General features: G+C 65.7%; 18 protein-coding genes and 1 pseudogene. 6 read left to right on the plus strand and 13 right to left on the minus strand.

Features of this window, described 5'->3' with window-relative positions; all coding sequences use genetic code 11:
* The first annotated feature begins 3 nt into the window (after positions 1-3).
* On the plus strand, positions 4-423 hold the full coding sequence (locus IB255_RS03330) for a 3-isopropylmalate dehydratase (protein ID WP_081515852.1): 420 nt from the start codon (positions 4-6) through the stop codon (positions 421-423).
* Between the two features lie 19 nt (positions 424-442).
* On the opposite strand, the gene IB255_RS03335 is transcribed toward IB255_RS03330, so the two are convergent.
* Entirely contained in the window at positions 443-880 is a 438-nt protein-coding gene (locus tag IB255_RS03335; RefSeq protein WP_081515854.1) for an HIT family protein, read from the minus strand.
* A 154-nt stretch (positions 881-1,034) separates the two neighbouring features.
* Here IB255_RS03335 and IB255_RS03340 point away from each other — a divergent pair, with 154 nt between their 5' ends.
* Positions 1,035-1,739, plus strand: a complete 705-nt coding sequence (locus IB255_RS03340; RefSeq protein WP_081515856.1) for a glutathione S-transferase N-terminal domain-containing protein — start codon at positions 1,035-1,037, stop codon at positions 1,737-1,739.
* Between the two features lie 78 nt (positions 1,740-1,817).
* On the opposite strand, the gene hrpA is transcribed toward IB255_RS03340, so the two are convergent.
* From hrpA to fadD1, 4 genes and pseudogenes are all read right to left on the minus strand, one after another.
* Positions 1,818-5,837, minus strand: a complete 4,020-nt coding sequence (gene hrpA / locus IB255_RS03345) for an ATP-dependent RNA helicase HrpA (protein ID WP_081516423.1) — start codon at positions 5,835-5,837, stop codon at positions 1,818-1,820.
* A 163-nt stretch (positions 5,838-6,000) separates the two neighbouring features.
* Entirely contained in the window at positions 6,001-6,756 is a 756-nt protein-coding gene (locus IB255_RS31155) for a methyl-accepting chemotaxis protein (RefSeq protein ID WP_412548107.1), read from the minus strand.
* 102 nt (positions 6,757-6,858) lie between these two features.
* Positions 6,859-7,731: pseudogene (locus IB255_RS31160) on the minus strand (cache domain-containing protein); the annotation flags it as partial.
* Between the two features lie 39 nt (positions 7,732-7,770).
* On the minus strand, positions 7,771-9,456 hold the full coding sequence (fadD1, locus tag IB255_RS03355; protein WP_081515857.1) for a long-chain-fatty-acid--CoA ligase FadD1: 1,686 nt from the start codon (positions 9,454-9,456) through the stop codon (positions 7,771-7,773).
* Between the two features lie 444 nt (positions 9,457-9,900).
* On the opposite strand from fadD1, the gene IB255_RS03360 reads away from it, so the two are divergent.
* Positions 9,901-10,137 carry a YdcH family protein gene (locus IB255_RS03360; protein ID WP_017522197.1) on the plus strand — a complete coding sequence of 79 codons (237 nt, stop codon included), beginning with the start codon at positions 9,901-9,903 and terminating at the stop codon, positions 10,135-10,137.
* A 75-nt stretch (positions 10,138-10,212) separates the two neighbouring features.
* Here the strand turns inward: IB255_RS03360 and fadD2 are convergent, their stop codons facing one another.
* Complete coding sequence (gene fadD2, locus IB255_RS03365) at positions 10,213-11,901, minus strand: long-chain-fatty-acid--CoA ligase FadD2 (RefSeq protein WP_081515859.1); 1,689 nt, start codon at positions 11,899-11,901, stop codon at positions 10,213-10,215.
* 306 nt (positions 11,902-12,207) lie between these two features.
* Here fadD2 and IB255_RS03370 point away from each other — a divergent pair, with 306 nt between their 5' ends.
* The 3 genes from IB255_RS03370 to IB255_RS03380 all read left to right on the plus strand — a co-directional run bounded on the left by IB255_RS03370 (position 12,208) and on the right by IB255_RS03380 (position 14,946).
* Complete coding sequence (locus tag IB255_RS03370; RefSeq protein ID WP_081515861.1) at positions 12,208-13,161, plus strand: alpha/beta hydrolase; 954 nt, start codon at positions 12,208-12,210, stop codon at positions 13,159-13,161.
* Positions 13,158-13,628, plus strand: coding sequence for a MaoC family dehydratase (locus IB255_RS03375; RefSeq protein WP_081515863.1), 471 nt, complete (start codon positions 13,158-13,160; stop codon positions 13,626-13,628). The genes IB255_RS03370 and IB255_RS03375 overlap by 4 nt, the downstream gene beginning before the upstream one ends.
* A gap of 142 nt (positions 13,629-13,770) precedes the next feature.
* Positions 13,771-14,946, plus strand: a complete 1,176-nt coding sequence (locus IB255_RS03380) for an MFS transporter (protein ID WP_081515865.1) — start codon at positions 13,771-13,773, stop codon at positions 14,944-14,946.
* On the opposite strand, the gene IB255_RS03385 is transcribed toward IB255_RS03380, so the two are convergent.
* From IB255_RS03385 to IB255_RS03410, 7 genes are all read right to left on the minus strand, one after another.
* Positions 14,930-15,784, minus strand: a complete 855-nt coding sequence (locus tag IB255_RS03385) for an HlyD family secretion protein (RefSeq protein WP_081515867.1) — start codon at positions 15,782-15,784, stop codon at positions 14,930-14,932. The genes IB255_RS03380 and IB255_RS03385 overlap by 17 nt on opposite strands.
* A 13-nt stretch (positions 15,785-15,797) precedes the next feature.
* Positions 15,798-16,007, minus strand: coding sequence for a DUF1656 domain-containing protein (locus tag IB255_RS03390; RefSeq protein WP_037010214.1), 210 nt, complete (start codon positions 16,005-16,007; stop codon positions 15,798-15,800).
* On the minus strand, positions 15,994-17,982 hold the full coding sequence (locus IB255_RS03395; RefSeq protein WP_081515868.1) for an FUSC family protein: 1,989 nt from the start codon (positions 17,980-17,982) through the stop codon (positions 15,994-15,996). Before IB255_RS03395 ends, IB255_RS03390 begins: the two co-directional genes overlap by 14 nt.
* Before the next feature lie 182 nt (positions 17,983-18,164).
* A complete protein-coding gene (ccoM, locus tag IB255_RS31035) occupies positions 18,165-18,275 on the minus strand; it encodes a cytochrome c oxidase subunit CcoM (RefSeq protein WP_277873429.1) in 111 nt (36 codons plus the stop codon).
* A gap of 203 nt (positions 18,276-18,478) precedes the next feature.
* Positions 18,479-18,640, minus strand: a complete 162-nt coding sequence (locus IB255_RS03400; RefSeq protein WP_088419735.1) for a hypothetical protein — start codon at positions 18,638-18,640, stop codon at positions 18,479-18,481.
* The gene (locus IB255_RS03405) at positions 18,637-19,236 is read right to left on the minus strand and encodes an alpha-ketoglutarate-dependent dioxygenase AlkB family protein (RefSeq protein WP_081515870.1); all 600 of its coding nucleotides are present in this window, start codon (positions 19,234-19,236) and stop codon (positions 18,637-18,639) included. The genes IB255_RS03400 and IB255_RS03405 overlap by 4 nt, the downstream gene beginning before the upstream one ends.
* 47 nt (positions 19,237-19,283) lie before the next feature.
* Complete coding sequence (locus IB255_RS03410) at positions 19,284-19,589, minus strand: aspartate-semialdehyde dehydrogenase (RefSeq protein WP_081515872.1); 306 nt, start codon at positions 19,587-19,589, stop codon at positions 19,284-19,286.
* Between the last annotated feature and the right edge of the window lie 153 nt (positions 19,590-19,742).

Raw genomic sequence — 19,742 nt, forward strand, 5'->3', positions numbered from 1 at the left:
TCTATGCGTTCGATCCTTGCCGTCCTGTCCCTGCTCGCGCTTTCCGGCTGTGCTTCGTACCAGAGCGATGAAGTCCAACCCGTCCCCACTGACCGCCTGCTGGCCTACCAGCAACCGGGCAAGGACAGCGTCAAGGTCGATGTCACCCGCGACGTGGGCTACATCGGCGGCGGCTGCTTCGTCGCCCTCACCATCGACCATGAAATCGCCGCGCGCATCGGCAAGGGTGAGTCGGCCAGCTTCCACGTACCGGTGGGCAAGCACGTGGTCGGCATCATCGGCGACAAGGACGGCGACGGCCTGTGCAGCAAGGCCATGCTGCGCCGTGAACTGCTGGTGCCGCTCGAGCCGGGCGGCAACAACGCCTTCCGCATCGTCAGCGACAACCGCACCGGTTTCGACATCAAGCCGGCAGTCGAGTAACCGCCGGCACAGGTGCGCCTCAGCCGTTCAGGCGGGCAACGAGGCGCGCCTGCAGCTTCTCCAGCTCCGCCGTATCGGCCTTGTTCGCCGCGTGGATCCCCAGGCCCTCGCCGGCATAGCGGGGGACGATGTGCACGTGGATGTGGAACACCGTCTGCCCGGCCGGCGCGCCGTTGAACTGGGCGACCTGCACGCCATCGGGGTTGAGCTCTTCGACGATCACACCGGTCAGGCGCTGCACCACGCGCATTACCTTGGCCAACGCATCGGGGTCGACTTCGAGGATGTTGCGCGCCGGAGAATTCTTCGGAATCACCAGGGCGTGGCCGTAGGACTGCGGGAACAGATCGAGGAAGGCAAGCACGTCGTCGTCCTCGTACAGCTTGAAGCAGGGAGCCTCGCCGCGAATGATCTGGGCGAAGATGTTCTGCGGATCGTAAGTGCCTTGCAGGCTCATGCTGGGTTCCTTGTCTGGTGACCGCATCGGGGGCCGGTTGCTTGTCTATGGGCCCGCACCATACCGGTTTGTCGCGCGCGGGTCATGACCGTGGCCACGCAGAGGGCTATCCTGAAGGCCGACTCAAGATCCCGCTCACCTGACCGGAGTATGCATGTCAGACCTTTCCGCGTTCCCCATCACCCGCAAATGGCCCGCCGAACACCCTGACCACCTGCAGCTGTACTCGCTGCCCACGCCCAACGGCGTGAAGGTATCGATCATGCTGGAAGAGCTTGGCCTGCCCTACGAGCCGCACCTGGTCAGCTTCGAGCGGAACGACCAGATGTCCCCGGAATTTCTCTCGCTGAACCCGAACAACAAGATCCCGGCGATCCTCGACCCCAACGGCCCGGACGGAAAACCCCTGGCGCTGTTCGAGTCCGGCGCGATCCTGGTCTACCTCGCCGACAAGACCGACTCGCTGATCGCCCCCGGCGCCAGCGGCCGCTATGAAACCCTGCAATGGCTGATGTTCCAGATGGGCGGGATCGGCCCGATGTTCGGCCAGATCGGCTTCTTCAACAAATTCGCCGGCAAGGACTACGAGGACAAGCGCCCGCTGCAGCGCTACGTGGACGAGTCCAAGCGCCTGCTGGCCGTACTCGACCGCCACCTCGAAGGCCGCGACTGGATCATGGGCGAACGCTACACCATCGCCGACATCGCCACGTTCCCGTGGATTCGCAACCTGGTCGGCTTCTATGAAGCAGGCGACCTGGTGGGCTTCGACCACTTCCAGAACGTGAAGCGTGTGCTGGAGAAATTCCTCGCACGGCCGGCGGTACAGCGCGGGCTGAACATCCCCAAGCGCGACTGACCTCGGAATATTTCCTGCAGGAGCGGGCCATGCGCGCGAATCGCGGGCATGGCCCGCTCCTACAGGCGACTCCGCAGCTCAAGCCTCGACCTGGCTCCACTGCTTCGACAGGCGCTTGTCCGACACCGGCACCTTCGTCCCCAGTTGCTGGGCGAACAGCGAGACGCGGTATTCCTCCAGCATCCAGCGGTACATCACCAGTTCCGGGTCGCGCTTGCCTTCCTGGGCATGCTTGGCCACGCGCGCCGAGTACTGCTCCCAGTAACCGGCCATCTCGCCACTCCACACGCGGTCGCGCTGGACCTGACCGGCGACCTTGTCCAGACGTTGCTCGATCGCTTTCAGGTAGCGCGGGTATTCCTTCAGCCATTCCAGCGGCGTGTCGCGGACGAAGCCGGGGTAGACCAGCTTGGCCAACTGCCCCTTCACATCGTTCAGCGGCACCGTCATGGCGAGGTCGACCTTGCCCTTGAAGCGCTTCTGCAGGCCATGCCAGAGCTTGAGGATTTCCAGGGTCAAGCGGGCGATGCGCTCGGCGTGCTCGGTCCAGGCGCCTCGCTTCTTCTCGGCCAGCGACGCAAGCCCGGCGCCATCGCGCGGCAGGTTGCTTTCGCCGTCGAGAATGGCGCTGTCCAGGCTGGCCAGCAGGATGTCCTCCACCAGTGACTCGACGCGGCCCAGCTCGCGGTAGAGCAGGCCCATGTCGGTCTGCCCCGGCAGCTTGCTGCGCAGGAACTTGGCTGGCTCGGCGAGCTGTTGCAGGAGCAGGCGCTGCAGGGCGCGGCGGTGCTGGTAGTCGGCTTCGGCCTGGGTCGGGAAGCGGTTTTCCTTCACCACGCCGGCTTCTTCCACCAGCGCCGGGTAGACCGTCATCGACAGCCCGGCGACCTTCTGCTGGAGCTTCTCGGCGACTTCGCCAAAGCCCTTGGCTTCCACCGGCTTCTGCGGTTTGTCCGCCTGCGGGATCGCCAGCGCGGCCTGGCTGGCCTCGGCGAAGCGCGCGGTGAGCTCGGCCAGATCGCGGCCTTCGCCGAGGAACTTGCCACGGGCGTCGACCACTTCAATGTTCATCCGCAGGTGGCTTTCCACCTGGGTCTCGGCCTCCGCCCAGGCTTCTTCCGGTACGCGGCTGCCGGTCATGCGCTGCAGTTCGCGGCCCAGGGATTCGGACAACCCGCCCTCGGCGAAGACCATCTTGCCCAGCGCGGCGCGGACGAAGTCCGGCACCGGCACGAAGTTCTTGCGGATCGCCTTCGGCAGGCTGCGCACCAGCTCGATGCACTTGGCCTCCAGCAGCCCCGGCACCAGCCACTCCAGGCGTTCGGCGGGCAACTGCGGCAGCAGCGGCGCCGGCACGCGCACGGTCACGCCGTCACGCACATGGCCGGGCTCGAAGTGATAGGTGAGCGGCAGCTGCAGGTCGCCCAGGCGCAGGCGGTCCGGGTAGAGGCCGGCGGTGACTTCGCTGGCGTCACGGGCGAGGACGTCCTCCTCGCGCATGATCAGCAGGTCCGGCTGCTGCTTGTGCTCGCGTTCGTACCACTTCTCGAAGCTGGCGGACTGGTAGATGTCCGCCGGCAAGCGCTCGTCGTAGTAGGCGAACAGGGTTTCCTCGTCGGCCAGGATGTCGCGCCGGCGCGCCTTGGCTTCCAGCTCGTCGAGCTTCTCCAGCAACTGGCGGTTGGCCGACAGGCACTTGGCGCGGCTGTTGATCTCGCCGCGTACCAGCGCCTCGCGGATGAACATCTCGCGGGACACCGGCGCGTCGATCGGGCCGTAGTTCACCGGGCGGCGGCCGATGATGATCAGGCCGTAGAGGGTGACCTGCTCATAGGCCACCACCTGGCCACGGCGTTTTTCCCAGTGCGGCTCCAGATAGTTCTTCTTCACCAGGTGCCCGGCCAGCGGCTCCAGCCAGTCCGGCTCGATCTTCGCCACCATGCGGGCGAACAGCTTGGTGGTTTCCACCAGCTCGGCGGCCATGATCCATTGCGGCTTCTTGCGACCGATCACGCTGGAGGGGTGAATCCAGAAGCGCCGCTGGCGCGCGCCGAGGTAGTCGCCCTCCTCCGCCTTCTGGCCGATCTGGCTGAGCAGGCCGGAGAGGATCGCCTTGTGCACGGCGGCGTAGTCGATGTCACGGGCCTTCGGCTCGTCCGCCTTGGCGACCGGCTGACGGCCACGGTTGTCGTGCTGCGTGGCCTGCGCGCGAGCGGGCTCGCTCTTGCGCTGGGCGCCGTCAGATTTGGAGCCGAAGGGCAGCTGCAGTTCGCGGCAGATCAGCGTCAGCTGGCGGTGCGCATCGCGCCATTCGCGAAGGCGCAGATAATTCAGGAAGTTCTTCCGGCACCAGTTGCGCAGCGGGTTGGAGCCCAGCGCCTGGCGCTGCTCCTCGAAGCCGCGCCAGAGGTTGATCAGCGCCGCGAAGTCCGAGTCCGGGTCCTTCCACTGCGCGTGGGCCTGGTCGGCGGCCTGCTGGCGGTCCATCGGCCGCTCGCGCGGGTCCTGCACGGACAGCGCGCTGGCCACGGTGAGCACTTCGGGCAGACTGCCCAGTTGCGCCGCTTCCAGCAGCATGCGCCCCAGCCGTGGGTCGATGGGCAGGCGCGCCAGCTGGCGGCCCAGCGGCGTCAGCTGGCCCTCGCGGTTCACTGCCGAGAGTTCCTGCAGCAGGGTGAAGCCGTCGTTGATCGCCTTGCCATCCGGCGGCTCGATGAAGGGGAAGGCCTCGATGTCGCCCAGGCGCAGGTGGAGCATCTGCAGGATCACCGCCGCGAGGTTGGTGCGCAGGATTTCCGGATCGGTGAAGGCCGGGCGGCCGTTGAAGTCTTCCTCGCTGTACAGGCGCACGCAGATGCCCGGCTCGACCCGGCCGCAACGGCCCTTGCGCTGGTTGGCGCTGGCCTGCGAGACGGCTTCGATGGGCAGGCGCTGGACCTTGGCGCGGTAGCTGTAGCGGCTGATCCGCGCGGTGCCGCTGTCGATCACATAGCGGATGCCCGGTACCGTCAGCGAGGTTTCCGCGACGTTGGTGGCGAGCACGATCTTGCGCCCCGGCATGGGCGCGAAGATCTTCTGCTGCTCGGCCGGCGTCAGCCGCGCATAGAGCGGCAGCACTTCGGTGTGGCGCAGGTTGGCCTTGCGCAGCATGTCGGCGGCGTCGCGAATCTCGCGCTCGCCGGGGAGGAACACCAGCACGTCGCCGGGGCGCTTGCCGATTTCGCGCTCGTGGGCGGCGATCTCGTCCAGCGCGCGGAGGATGCCCTGGTCCACGGAGAGGTCGTCGAACAGCGCTTCGCCGTCCTCGTCTACTTCCGCCGCCAGCGGGCGGTACCAGGTTTCCACCGGGTAGGTGCGCCCCGAGACCTCGACGATGGGCGCATCGCCAAAGTGTTTGGAGAAGCGTTCCAGGTCGATGGTCGCCGACGTGATGATCAGCTTCAGGTCCGGCCGGCGGTGCAGCAGGGTTTTCAGGAAGCCGAGCAGGAAGTCGATGTTCAGGCTGCGTTCGTGGGCTTCGTCGACGATGATCGTGTCGTAGCGCTCGAGGTAACGGTCATGCTGGGTCTCGGCCAGCAGGATGCCGTCGGTCATCAGCTTGATCAGCGTGCTGTCGTCGCTCTGGTCTTCGAAACGCACCTGGTAGCCAACCAGCGAACCCAACGGCGTGCCGATCTCCTCGGCAACACGGGTCGCCACGCTGCGCGCGGCCAGCCGGCGCGGCTGGGTGTGGCCGATCAGGCCATGGGTGCCACGGCCCAGCTCCAGGCAGATCTTCGGCAGCTGGGTGGTCTTGCCCGAGCCGGTCTCGCCGGCGATCACCACCACCTGGCTCTTTTCCAGCGCGGCCTTGATCTCGTCGCGCTTGGCGGCGATGGGCAGGCTGTCGTCGTAGCGTATCTTCGGGATGCTCGCGCGACGCGCCTCGGCCTTGGCGCAGGAGGCCTGGAAGCGCTCGGCCCACTGGGCGAGCTTGGCCTCGTCGGGGTGCTTGCGCAGCTCGTGGAGCTGCCGGCGCAGGCGATGGCGGTCGCGGATCATCGCGTGATCCATGCGCTGCAGGAGCTGTTCGGGGGTCGGCGTACTGTCTGTGGTCATCGGCTTCGCGGGCATCAGGCGGGAGCGGCGCGAGCAGGTGCGGAGCCGGTCCCTGGAATGGGCTGTCATGGCGACAATTCGTGAATTGTCGCAAAAGACCGGCACGGGCCGCCATGCCGAATGCTTGGCGACCCGGATTGGCGGGGCGTTGCGCCCCGCCGGATCAGATGCGGAACTGGCCGACCAACTGGCGCAGGCGCTCTCCCAGCCCGTTCAGCTCGGTCGCGGTGCGCGCGCCCTTGGCGGCATCATCCGCCACGCTGTCCACGCCCCCGGCAATCTGGTGGACGCTGCGGTTGATCTCCTCGGCCACCGCGGTCTGCTCCTCGGCGGCGCTGGCGATCTGCGCGTTCATCGAGTTGATGGTGCCGATCAGTTGGGCGATGGCGTCCAGCGACTGGCCGGCCTGGTTGGCCTGGCCACGGGTGCGCTCGGCCATGTCGCTGGCGCGCTGCATGGCGCTCACCGAGCCTTCCGTGGTGCCGCGCAGACGGTCGATCATCTGCTGGATTTCCCCGGTGCTCTGCTGGGTGCGGCTGGCCAGGGCGCGGACTTCGTCGGCGACCACGGCGAAACCACGTCCGGCCTCGCCGGCACGGGCCGCTTCGATGGCGGCGTTGAGCGCCAGCAGGTTGGTCTGCTCGGCAATGGAGCGGATCACTTCCAGCACGCCGACAATGCCCTGAACGTCCTGGCGCAGGGTGTCGAGGGAGTCGCTGCTGCTGCGCACCTCGCCCGCCAGGTCGTTGATCTGCGCGACGCACAGGTCCACTTCTCGCTTGGCCGCCTGGCCTTCACGGTCGGTCTGCTGTGCCGCGTCGGCCGCCTGCTGCGCGCTGCGCGCCACTTCCTGGGCGGCGGCGGTCATCTCGTTGATGGCGGTGGCAACCTGGTCGGTCTCGTGGCGCTGGCCATCCATCGCGCGTTCGGAGCGCTGCGCCTGCTGGGCCACGTCGCCCACCAGCCCGGACAACTGCTGTGTGGTACCGGCGACCTGCTGGACCAGTACATGGATCTTCTCGACGAAACGGTTGAACGAGCCGGCCAGCTCGCCCAGCTCGTCATGGCGACCGAGGTTCAGGCGGTGAGTCAGGTTGCCGTCTCCGGCGGCCATGTCGTCGAGGTTGTTGCGCACCTGCACGATAGGCTGGACGATGGTGCGGCTGAACAGCCCGGCGAGCACGCCGATCACCACCAGCAGCGCCAGCGCCGCGCCGCCCATGAGCAGCAGCAGGTTGTCGATCTTGGCGTCGAAGGCGGCGCCGGCCTCCTTCACTTCACGCTCGACGTCGTCGAGGTTCAGCGAGGTGCCGAACACCAAATTCCACTTGGGCAGGAAGTGGGCATAGCCGATCTTCGGCACGATGGCGTTGCCGCCCGGCAGCGTGAAGCTGTAGCGCACGTAATGCTGGCCACTCTGACCCGCCGCCACCAGCTCGCGGATGGCGTAGACGCCATTGGGATCGCGATAGGTGCTGAAGTCCTCGCCCAGACGCTCGTCGCTGGTGCCCTGGAAGACGCGCACGGAGCGGGTGTCGTAGCCCCAGAAGTAGCCGCCCTTGCCGTACTCGAGGCGCTTGAGGATCGCGATGCCCTGTTCGCGCGCCTGGGCATCACCCTGAGTGGCGGCCTGGTAGACCGGGCCGACGGCGGCCAGCGCCACGTCGACGAAGTTCTTCAACTGGGCTTCGCGGTCCTGGGTGAGGTTCTCGCGGATCTGCGCTTCCTGCTGGCTCGCCAGCTGCTTCAGGGCAACAGTGGAAATGGCGCACAACAGCAGGGTCAGGAGGAGGATCGGCACGATGGCCAGGAGCAGGACCTTGGCGCGCAAACGGAGGGCAGTGTTCAAGGCGTTCACCTCAGGCAGATAAGGGACATGGCTTCCTTGCCCCATCAAAAAACCCGCCTTGCGGCGGGTTTCTTGTATATCGGCTTAAGCCCTGATCTTCTTGAGCTCTTCGTCGCGCAATTCGCGGCGCAGGATCTTGCCGACGTTGGTGGTCGGCAGGCTGTCGCGGAACTCCACGGACTTGGGACGCTTGTAACCGGTGAGGTTGTCGTGCATGTGCTGCATGACTTGCTCCTTGGTCAGGGTGACGCCCGGCTTGGACACCACGAAGACCTTGATCGCCTCGCCGGACTTCTCGTCCGGGATGCCGATGGCGGCGCACTGCAGCACGCCCGGCAGGGTGGCGAGCACGTCTTCCAGCTCGTTGGGGTAAACGTTGAAGCCCGACACCAGGATCATGTCCTTCTTGCGGTCGACGATACGCATGTAGCCGTCTTCCTGGATGATCGCGATATCGCCGGTACGCAGCCAGCCGTCCTTGTCGAGGATCTCGTCGGTGGCTTCCTGGCGCTGCCAGTAGCCCTTCATCACCTGCGGGCCCTTGACGCACAGCTCGCCGCGCTCGCCCAGCGGCAGGTCCTGGCCGTCATCGCTGATGACCTTGCACTGGGTCGACGGAACCGGGATGCCGATGGTGCCGATCTGGATGTTCTGGAACGGGTTCACCGAGACCACCGGGCTGGTTTCGGTCATGCCGTAACCTTCGCAGATGGCACAGCCGGTGACGTCCTTCCAGCGCTCGGCAGCGGCCTGTTGCAGGGCCATGCCGCCGGAGAGGGTCAGCTTCAGTGCGGAGAAGTCCAGCTTGCGGAAGCCTTCGTTGTTGCACAGGCCGACGAACAGGGTGTTCAGGCCGACGAAGCCGGTGAACTTCCACTGCGAGAGTTCCTTGACCATGCTGGCCAGGTCGCGCGGGTTGGTCACCAGGATGTTGTGGTTGCCGGTGAGCATCATCGCCATGCAATGGAAGGTGAAGGCGTAGATGTGGTACAGCGGCAGCGGGGTGATGAGGATCTCGCAACCTTCGTTGAGGTTGGCGCCCATCAGTGCCTTGCACTGCAGCATGTTGGCGACCAGGTTGCGGTGGGTCAGCATCGCGCCCTTGGCCACGCCGGTGGTGCCACCGGTGTACTGCAGCACGGCGACGTCGTCGTTGTGCGGCGAGACTTCCTTCACCGCCTTGCCACGGCCCTTGGCCAGGACATCGGTGAGTTTCTGCGCATTGGGGATGTTGTAGGCCGGAACCATCTTCTTGATGTTCCTGACCACGAAATTGACGATGAAGCGCTTGAGCGGCGGCAGCATGTCACCCACTTCGGTGACGATGACGTTGCGGATGCCGGTCTTGGGCAGCACTTCCTCGGCCAGGTGCGCCATGTTCGCCAGGCACACCAGCGCCTTGGCGCCGGAGTCGTTGAACTGGTGTTCCATTTCCCGCGCGGTGTACAGCGGGTTGGTGTTGACCACGACCAGGCCGGCGCGCATGGCGCCGAAGACCACGACCGGGTACTGGAGCACGTTGGGCAGCTGCACGGCGATGCGGTCGCCGGGCTTGAGATCGGTGTTCTGTTGCAGGTAGGCGGCGAAGTCCCCGGAGAGCTTGTACATCTCACCGTAGGTCAGGGTCTTGCCCAGGTTGCTGAAGGCAGGCTTGTCTGCAAAACGTTGGCAGGATTCTTTGAGTACCGCGAGGATGTTCGGGTACTGGTCAGCGTTGATCTCGGCAGCGATCCCCACTGGGTATTTGTCCTTCCAGAAATTGTCGGTCATGGAAGCCCACTCCTAAGCAACAGCTCATCTTTACCGCGTTCGCGGTTCTTTGTTGTGTTTATGTCGCTTTCCCCTGCTCGGGGAGCGAAAAGCGGGCCGAGATTAGCAGCTTTGAGAAACAGCGACCAGCACCAAACACAGCCTTGTCAGTAAGAAAAATGACCAGAGACAGGCTTTCCGGTCACCAACACTCCACTCGTCGGAAAAGCCCGTGCCAGAAGGCTCGCAGCCTTGTTGGATTGTCCGACAAAGTGGATTTCAGAGAAATGAAACCGGAAAAAAGATCGGAAAGTGCTCCTCGGACCGGTCGCCGCGACAGGGTATATCGTCGGAGTTCGATCAGGCGATTTCGCGCAGCTCCTCGCGGCGTCTTCAATGATCTGCCTCAACACTCTCCGGGGCGGGATCTCGCAAAGTGCTGGTGCACTCTCCTGGAGAACCCTCATGTTTCCCGAATACCGCGAAAAGATTACCCGCCTGAAAGCCGAAGACCCGCATTTCGCCAAGCTCTTCCATAGCCACAACGATCTCGACCAGGAGATCAAGAACATGGAAGCCGGCATCACCCCTGCCTCCCACGACACCATCGAGGCGCTGAAGAAGCAGAAGCTGCAGCTCAAGGACGACCTCTACGAGATCCTCCGCAAGAAGGAAGGTTGCTGTGGCGGCTGCGGCGGTTGACCAGCCCAGGCTGACAACCGGCAATAAAAAAGGGGGCTGATCCAGGATCAGCCCCCTTTTTCATTCACGCTCGCTTCAGGCGGTTTCGCGCAGCTCGCGGCGCAGGATCTTGCCCACCGGGGTCATCGGCAGGGCGTCCTTGAGCACGATGTGCTTGGGCACCTTGTAGCCGGTGAAGTTTTCCTTGCAGTAGGCCTTGAGCTCTTCGACGGTCACACCGCCCTCGCGGGCCACCACGAACAGCTTCACCGCCTCGCCGGACTTCTCGTCCGGCACGCCGACGGCCGCGCAGTTGGCGACTTTCGGGTGGGCCATGACCACGTCCTCGATCTCGTTGGGATAGACGTTGAAGCCGGAGACGATGATCAGGTCCTTCTTGCGGTCGACGATGCGGGTGAAACCGTCCGGATCGATCACCGCGATGTCGCCGGTGCGTAGCCAGCCTTCGGCGTCCAGCACCTCGGCGGTGGCGTCCGGGCGCTGCCAGTAGCCTTTCATGACCTGCGGGCCCTTCACGCACAGCTCGCCGCGCTCGCCCAGACCGACGTCGTTGCCGTCGTCGTCGATGACTTTCAGCGCGGTGCCCGGCACCGGCAGGCCGACGGTGCCCAGGCGCGCGGCATCACCGTAGGGGTTGGTGCTGACCACCGGGGAAGTTTCGGTGAGGCCGTAGCCTTCCACCACGGTGCAACCGGTAGTGGCTTTCCAGCGCTCGGCGGTGGCGGTGACCAGCGCGGTGCCGCCGGAGTTGGTGACCTTCAGGTTGGAGAAGTCCAGTTCCTTGAACTCCGGGCGATCCATCAGCGCGACGAACAGGGTGTTCAGGCCCAGCAGCGCGGAGAAGCGCCACTTCTTCAGCTCCTTGATGAAGCCGGGAATGTCGCGCGGGTTGCTGATCAGCACGTTGTGGTTGCCGTTGACCATCATGCACATGCAGTTCGCGGTGAAGGCATAGATGTGGTACAGCGGCAGCGGCGCGATCATCACCTCGTTGCCGACCTGCATCAGCGGCTTGCCGTCCGGGCCATGCTGCTGCAGGCAGGCGTGCACCTGCTGCATGTTCGCCACCAGGTTGCCGTGGGTGAGCATGGCGCCCTTGGCCACGCCGGTGGTGCCGCCGGTGTACTGCAGCACCGCGATGTCTTCCAGGCCGACCTTGACCGGCTGCAGGCCATGGCCACGGCCCTGGCGCAGGGCGGCCTTGAAGGAGACGGCCTGGGGCAGGTTGTACTCCGGCACCATCTTCTTCACGTGCTTGACCACGGTATTGACCAGCAGGCCCTTGAGCGCGGGCTGCAGGTCGCCCATCTGCGCCTCGATCAGGTATTCGATGCCGGTATCGGGCAGCACTTCCTGCACCAGCTTGCCGAACAGGTTCACGTAGACCAGCGCACGGGCGCCGGAATCCTTGAACTGGTGGCGCATTTCGCGGGCGGTGTAGAGCGGGTTGGTGTTGACCACGATGAGGCCGGCGCGCAGGGCGCCGAACACGGCGATGGGGTATTGCAGGATGTTCGGCATCTGCACGGCGATGCGGTCGCCGGGCTTGAGGTCGGTGTGCTTCTGCAGGTAGGCGCCGAAGGCGGCGGACAGGCGGTCCAGCTCGGCGTAGGTCAGGGTCACGCCCATGTTGCTGAAGGCCGGACGGTCGGCGAATTTCTTGCAGGAGCGCTCGAAGACTTCCACCACCGATTTGTAGGCGGTCAGGTCAATGTCGCTGGGCACGCCGGCCGGGCGTTTGTCGTTCCAGAAATCAGGTTGCATTTATTCTTGTCCTCATACCTGAGCGAAACCGAACCGTCATTGCGGTCATTCGACGGAAGCTAGCAGTTCCTTTGGTCATCGCAAAGACTCCAGGCGGCGTCATAGACTGCGTGAATCTTGCGCCACCATCCCGGCATGGCGCGGGATAGAGCCGACGGCCGCCTAGGACGGGACTTACACGACAATAGCCGGGTGCTGTCGGCAATCCATACAGAAGATGTCCCGGCGTGGCAGAATCGCCCCGTCTGGCCCGCTCCATGGCCCCATTCCAATAAGAATCGACGAACAAGAAACAGGATGGACCCCATGCCCTACGCCGCCTACTGGCTTGCCGCCAGCGACGAGACCCCGCTCTACACCCGCCACTGGGCGCCGGAAGGCCCGTCCCGCGGCGCCCTGATGCTGTCCCACGGCATGGCCGAGCACGCCGGCCGCTACGAGCGCCTGGGGTTTGCGCTGAACGCAGCCGGCTACCACCTCTACGCCATCGACCAGCGCGGCCATGGCCGCACCGCCGAGAACGGCGAATTGGGCCACTACGCCGACCGCGGCGGCTGGGGCAAGGTGATCGGCGACCTGCACACGCTGAACCAGCATGTGCGCGAGGAACACCCGGACCTGCCGATCATCCTGCTCGGCCACAGCATGGGCAGCTACATCGGCAGCGCCTACCTGATGCAACACAGCGCCAGCGTGACGGCGGCAGTGCTGTCCGGCTCCAACTACCAGCCGGTGGCGCTGTACAACAGCGCCCGCGTCATCGCCCGCTTCGAGCGCTGGCGCCAGGGCCCGCTGGGGCGCAGCGCGCTGATCGACTTCCTGTCCTTCGGCTCGTTCAACAAGGCCTTCAAACCCAACCGCACGGCCTTTGACTGGCTCAGCCGCGACCCCGTTGAAGTCGACAAATACGTCGCCGATCCGCTCTGCGGCTTCCGCTGCAGCAACCAGCTATGGGTGGACCTGCTCGGCGGTCTGGCGGATATAACGCCCGTCGAGCACCTGTCGCGCATCCGCAGCGACCTGCCGGTGCTGGTGATCGGCGGCGAGCGCGACCCCGTAAGCCAGGGCAAGCGCCTGAACGATCTCGCCCAGGCGATGACCCGGGCCGGGGTTCGTGACGTCCAACTGAAGATTTATCCCGACGCTCGCCACGAGTTGTTCAACGAGAGCAACCGCGACGAGGTCACCCGCAACCTGATCGACTGGCTGGCGGCGCACTGCCCCGTCCCGCAGGTCGAGAGAACCGAGGAGCCCCTATGACTGCCGTACAGAACGTCCCTTACGAAGAACTCGAAGTCGGCCAGAAGGCCAACTTCCAGCGCAGCGTCACCGAGCGTGACATCCAGCTGTTCGCCGAGGTCTCCGGCGACCGCAACCCGGTACACCTGGACGCCGAGTACGCCGCCACCACCCAGTTCAAGGAGCGCATCGCCCACGGCATGCTCACCGGGGCACTGATCAGCGCGGCGATCGCCACCACCCTGCCCGGCCCGGGCACCATCTACCTCGGCCAGAACCTGAGCTTCACCCGCCCGGTGAAGCTCGGCGACGAACTGACAGTAGAACTGGAAGTGCTGGAAAAGCTGCCGAAGAACCGCGTGCGCATCAGCACTACCGTGCTCAACCAGGACGGCAAGGCGGTGGTCAAAGGCGAGGCCGAAGTCATGGCGCCGACCGAGAAGCTCAACATCGAACTGCCCGCCCTGCCGCCGATCACCATCGGCTGAGGCGCGTTCCGGGGCCGGCCATCCGGCCCCGGAAACTTGTATACAGTTTCCTGCTCGACTACCCTGCCCCCGTCACACCACATCCACTTGGGATAACCGAAGGCTTCGTGCCCGAAACCCCTCACCGGGAATCGGAGCCGCCATGGACCTTCGACTGCTTTTGCTGTCCCTCTGCACCTTCGCCGCGGGCCTCGCCGAGGCCATCCTCACCGGCATCCTGCCCTCGCTCGCCGCCGACCTGCACGTCTCCCTCAGCCTCGCCGGGCAGCTCACCAGCCTGTTCTCCCTGAGCTTCGCCATCGCCGCGCCGTTGCTCGGCTGGCTCACCCGTGGCGCCGACTGCCGTCGGCTGCTGGTCATCACCCTGCTGATATTCGCCGCATTCAACGCGGGCGCTGCGCTGAGTCCCGGCTATGTTTCGCTGCTGCTGATGCGCATCGGCATGGCCGCCTGCTGCGGGCTGCTGATCATGCAGGCCAGCCTGCTGGCGGTGGAGCTGGCGCCGCCGGCCCAGCGCGGGCGCGCCATCGGCCTGATCTTCATGGGCATCAGCGGTTCGCTGGTGTTCGGCGTGCCGGCCGGCGTGCTGGTCAATGACTGGTTCGGCTGGCGCTGGATCTTCGCCGCCATCGCCTTCTACTCGCTGCCGCTGGCCGCGCTGCTGCGGATCGCCCTGCCCCGCCGCACACTGGGTAGCCCGGCCAATGGCGCGGCCTACCGGCGCCAGTTGCGCAATCCGGCGCTGAACCTGGCACAACTGGTATCGATCCTGCTGCTGGGCGGGCACTTCACCCTGTTCGCCTACATCACCCCGTGGTTCCAGCAGGTTGCCGGGATCACCGACAACCAGGGCATCGCGCTCACGCTGCTGCTGATCGGCCTGGCGGCCATCGGTGGCGGCTATCTGGGCGGTTGGCTGAGCGATCGCCTCGGCCATCGCCGCGCGCTGCTGCTGGTACCGGTGCTGTTCGGCCTGGCGATGCTGGCGATCCCGCTGAGCCTCGGCCGCCCGTGGCTGCTGCTTAGCGCACTGATGGTCTGGAGCACCATCAGCTGGATGATCTCGCCGGCGGTGCAGAGCTACCTGCTGGCCAGCGATCCGGCCAGCGGCAGCGCCGGGGTGGCGCTGAACACTTCGGCGATGCACCTGGGCGTGGCCCTCGGCGCGGCGCTGGGCGGTGCGGTGATCAGCCTGGCCGGCATCGCCTGGACGCCGTGGGTGGGCGTCTCGCTGGTCACCGCGTCGATCTTCTGCGCGGCCTTGTCCTGCTGGCTTCAGCGCGAGCGGGCAGACGCCCCGTTCACGGTTTTACGGTGACGCTGGCGGTCATGCCGGCGCTCAGGTGTACGCCCTCGGGCACCTTGTCGAGGTGGATACGCACCGGGATGCGCTGGGCCAGGCGCACCCAGTTGAAGGTCGGTTCGACGTTGGCCAGCAACTGGCTGTCGGGGATCGCGTTGCGGTCGGTAATGCCGCTGCTGATGCTTTCCACGGTGCCGTCGATGGCGATATCGCCACTCATCAGCACCACCCGCGCCGGCTGGCCGATGCGAATGCCGGGCAGCTTGGTTTCCTCGAAGTAGGCGGTGACATAGAAGGACTTCTGGTCCACCAGCGCCATCATCGCCTGGCCGGCCTGCACATAGTTGCCCTGGGCCAGCCGCAGGTTGGTGATCTGCCCGTCGCGCGGGGCGCGCATCTCGCTGCGGGTCAGGTTCAGTTGCGCCAGGCGCACCTGGGCCTGTGCCTCGTCGTACTCGCTCTTGGCGATGGAAGCGTTGATCTGCGCGGTTTCCTTGTCCTCCGCGCTGATCGCCGCGATGCCCAGCTTGCTGCGCCGCGAAGCCTCGCTCACGCGCAGCAGGTACTGCTGGTGCCGGGTCTCGGCCAGGGCCTTGGCCTGCTCCAGGTTCGCCGCGTAGCGCTCGTGGTCGATGCGCATGATCAGGTCGCCGGCCTTGACCTGCTGGTTGTCCTGCACGGCGAGGTCGGTGACCCAGCCGGAGACGTCCGGTGCAATCACCACGACGTCGGCACGCACGCGCGCATCGCGGGTCCACGGCGACAGCATGTAGTAGCGCCACAGCCAGGTGCCGGCCAGGACGGCGGCAATGACCAGGACGATGGTGACGGTTACGCGAAGGTATCCGCGCATACAACTTCTCCTCTCAAGGCGCTGCGCTGAGCGCCCAGGTGATGGCGCAGAGAATCAGCACGAACAACGCGCAGTCGAACAGCGCCTCGTGCCAGATCCAGCGCCCGAAGGGGGTGGCCTGCAGCAGCAGGCGCAATACGACCGTCAGGCCCAGCGCAAGCACCGCATAGATGAACAGCGGGCTGAGGAACACCCCGCCCCAGCCGAACTCATGCAGTCCCATCGGCGTCCTCCAGACGGCACCACTGGCGCCAGGTATGGCGCAATTGCGCCAGCGCGGCACGGGCCAGGCGGTTGGGTTCGTTGTCGCCCTGCAGGTCATGCGCAAGGGCTTCCTCCAGCGGCGGGCAGAGGCTCTCCAGGCGCTGCTCACGCCCGTCTCCGGGCCCTTTCTCGAGTACGCTGCCCAGCGCGCCGAGGAACTGGTCACGGCGTTTGCGCAACTGCCCCTGGGCGCCGCTGAGGCAGGAGCGCAGGTGGATCAGTTCATTGCCCAGATCGAGCGCCAGCAGACCATCCTGCCAGCGCCGCTGCTCCTCCTTCGGCAACAGGGTGTAGTGCCGCGCCAGGCGGATCAGGCGGTCCGCCATGCGCCCGCCGAACCAGCTCTCGGCTTCGGCCAGCGGCCGCCGGGTCAGGCGCCCGAGGTCTTCGCAGGTAGCCTGGATCAGCCGCCGGTTGAGCCAGTCCGCCGGCAGGGTGAGCAGACGGAACACCAGCACGGCGAAACCCACGCCGATGACGATGCCCTGCGCCGAATTGAGCAGGTTGGCCAGGTCGTACTTCATCACGTTGCTCGGCGCCACCAGGGTGATGAAATGGATCGAGAAGGACGTCGCCGTACCCGCCAGCGCCGGCGTGGCCATGCCCAGCAGCGCAAAGAACAGCGGCACGCCCAGCGCCAGGCAGAGCAGCGGGAAGCCGTTCCACTGTGGCAGCAGCCATTGGCTGACGATGGCGGCCGCCGGAATCGCGTAGAGGATGCCGCGCAGGAAGCCCAGGCCGATGGTGACGGCGTTGTCGCGGTTGGCGAACAGGCTGCAGATCACCGCCGCCAGCAGCATGCCGCCGGTAGCCGCCGGCCAGGCGGTGGCCATCCAGAAGGCCGACATGCCCAACAGCGCCAGCGCGCTGCGCAGGCCATAGAACAACGCCATGAGCCAGTCGCGGTGCCAGGACAGGGTGCCGGTGGCGACATCGTCCACCCGCCCGTCCGCCACCGCGCGCATCGTCTTCTCCGAATTCAGCGCCTTGAGCAGCAGCAGCGCGCAGCGGGTCAGGCAGTAGCGCAGGTCGTTGGAGTAGCTTTCGTCCAGGCCGGCCTCCTGCAACCGTTCCTGCAGCGAGCGCATGGCGTCGACCTGCGGGTCCTCCAGGGTGGCGCGCAGTTCCTCGAACCAGGGTTGCAGGCGCGCGCGGTCCTCGGCATCCAGCACGCTGCGCTGGCGGGCCACTCCACGCGCAGTGCGCAGCAGGCTGAGCAGGTCGCGGGAAAGAATCCGCAGCGCACGCGAACGCATCCGCCCGCGGTAACCCTCGAACCAGGCGTGGTCACGCTGCACATCGACTTCGACGATCTTGCCCAGCGCCTGCAACAGGCCCTTGATCTGCCGCGCGTCGGCATCGATCTCGCTGCGCGCGGCCTGCATGCCGGTGAGCCAGGTAGCGTAGGCCTGCTTGTCCAGGTTGGCCTCGACGCGTCGCGGCCAGAGGATGGCACTGACCGCCGAGGCGCAGAGAATCCCCAGGCAGATTTCCGTACTGCGCGCCACGGCCTGGTCGAAGACGTCCAGCGGGTGGCTGATTGCAGGCAGGCCGATGATCGCCACGGTGTAGCCCGATAGTACGAAGGCGTAGGACACGTGGTTGCGCAGGGAGGTGGAGGCGGCGGTACAGAGGCCGAGCCAGAGCGAAATGGCCAGCAGGAACAGCCAGGGCGTCTGGGCGAACAGCGCGAGCATCACCACCGACATGACCGTGCCGATCAGGGTCCCGATCAGGCGGAAGATGCCCTTGGCCACGACCATCCCCGACAACGGCTGGGACACGATGAACACCGTCATCAGCGCCCACTGCGGCTGCTCCAGGTCGAAACGGAAGGCGCACCAGAGCGCCAGGCCGCCGGCCAGGAGGGTCTTGATCGCGAATTTCAGCGCCAGCGTATCCGGCGCGAGGAATGCCTGTAGCGTAGGTCGCACGCGGTCTCTCGAAAGGGTCCGGATCTATCGCTTAAAGATAGTCGGCAACGGGGATGACAGGATCGTTGTCGATAATATTATTAGCAAGCTAACAATATGTCATCCCGACTTTCGTCGAGGCAAAAAAAACGGGCGACCTAAGTCGCCCGAAGTGCCTTGCGTGCTCTGTGTATCCGTAAGGATCAGCCCTTCTTGTGGCTGTCCTTCCAGATGAAAATTCCGACCCCACCGAAGAACAGAACCATGAGGCCAACGGTAAGGACGCCTGCGAGAACCACTTCGTCGATGAACATGATGCTGGCCTCCTGTTGCCTACATCGTCTGGGGATGTGTGCAGATTACCGGCGGCCGGGCGGGACCAATTGACCTGGATCAATGGTCGACAGGGCGCTTTGCGGGGAGGGCCGGAGCACTGACGCAGGTCAAGTTCCGGAGGGTGTCGGGTGCGGCGGGAAGCCGCGCAGAGCGGGGCCTTGCGGCCCTGGGAGGGGATAAATCAGCGTTTCTTCGGCTTGCTCTTGCCCTTCTTGCGCGGCTTGCCCAGCGGCAGCGCCTGCTCGAAGGCCTTGCGCACGTCCTGCAGACGCTTTTCGTGCACGTCGTGGATGCGCTTGTCGCGCTCGGCGGTGAAGTCGATCAGCTTGTCGTCGTTGCTCATGGCAGGGCATGCACCAGGCGGAAAGTCAGATTCAGGCGCGGAGCAACCGGACGGCGCGTCTTGGCAACCTGATGTTGCCAATAATGCTGTGTCGCGCCGGACATGACCAGCAGCGATCCGCCGGACAACTCGATGGAGTGTTCGATTGTGTTTCGCCCCTTGCGCCGCAGATCGAAGCGCCGCGTACCGCCAAGGTTCAGCGAGGCCACCACCGGGTTGCGCCCCAGTTCCGGCTCGTCGTCGCTGTGCCAGCCCATGGAGTCCTGGCCGTCGCGGTAGTAGTTGAGCAGCACGCCGTTGAAACGCTGGCCGGCGGCCTGTTCCACCGCCGAGCGGATTTCCGCCAGCAGCGGCGTCCAGGGCAGCGGCGCGTGGGTCTGGCCGGAATAGGTATAGAAAGCCTCGGGATCGCCGTACCAGTTGACCAGGCGCGGCACCGGGTAATCGCGCCCGTGCAGGTGCACGACGGTCTGTTCCCAGGGCGTCTGTTCGAGCAATTGCTCCAGCCACTGGGCCGCGCGCGACGGCGGGCACCAGTCGGGGACCAGGCGCAGTTCGGCATCGGGGAGAAGGATCGGGGCGTCGTCGAACAGCATGGAAAGCTCGGGTACTCAGCGATGGGCCAGTCTACTCCGCCGCCGGGTCAGACCTCGACATCGATCCACAGTCCCTTGCGCTGGGCGGCCTGTACGTCTTCGCCCAGTTCCTCGACTTCCTCCAGTTCCTCCAGCGCCTCGCCCTCGGGCGTGCCATCGGCGAGCTGGCGACGCTTGCGCCGGCGCTGGTATTCCTCGCGCAGCGCCTGTTCGTCAGGGCGACGCTCCAGTTCCACGCCGGCATTGCCCGCGCTGGGGGCAGGCGGAGTCACCGGGGCGACATCCGGTCGCGGCTTGGGCACGTCCTGCTGGGCAGTGACGGGTGCCAGACTATGGGGAATGGGCGGCAGCATCGAGTGTTCCTGGGGGCAAGCCCTGTGGAGAAGTGCGCTGACAAGTCCTCTGGTCAGGCTATCGGCCGGAGCACTACAGACTTGAGTGCGCCTCGCTACACTTTCCACGATTCGCGATGAGTGCGTGCCTCCAACTGCTCTTGCCGATGATTC

It is taken from the genome of Pseudomonas sp. PDM22 (assembly GCF_014851965.1).
Lineage (GTDB): Bacteria > Pseudomonadota > Gammaproteobacteria > Pseudomonadales > Pseudomonadaceae > Pseudomonas.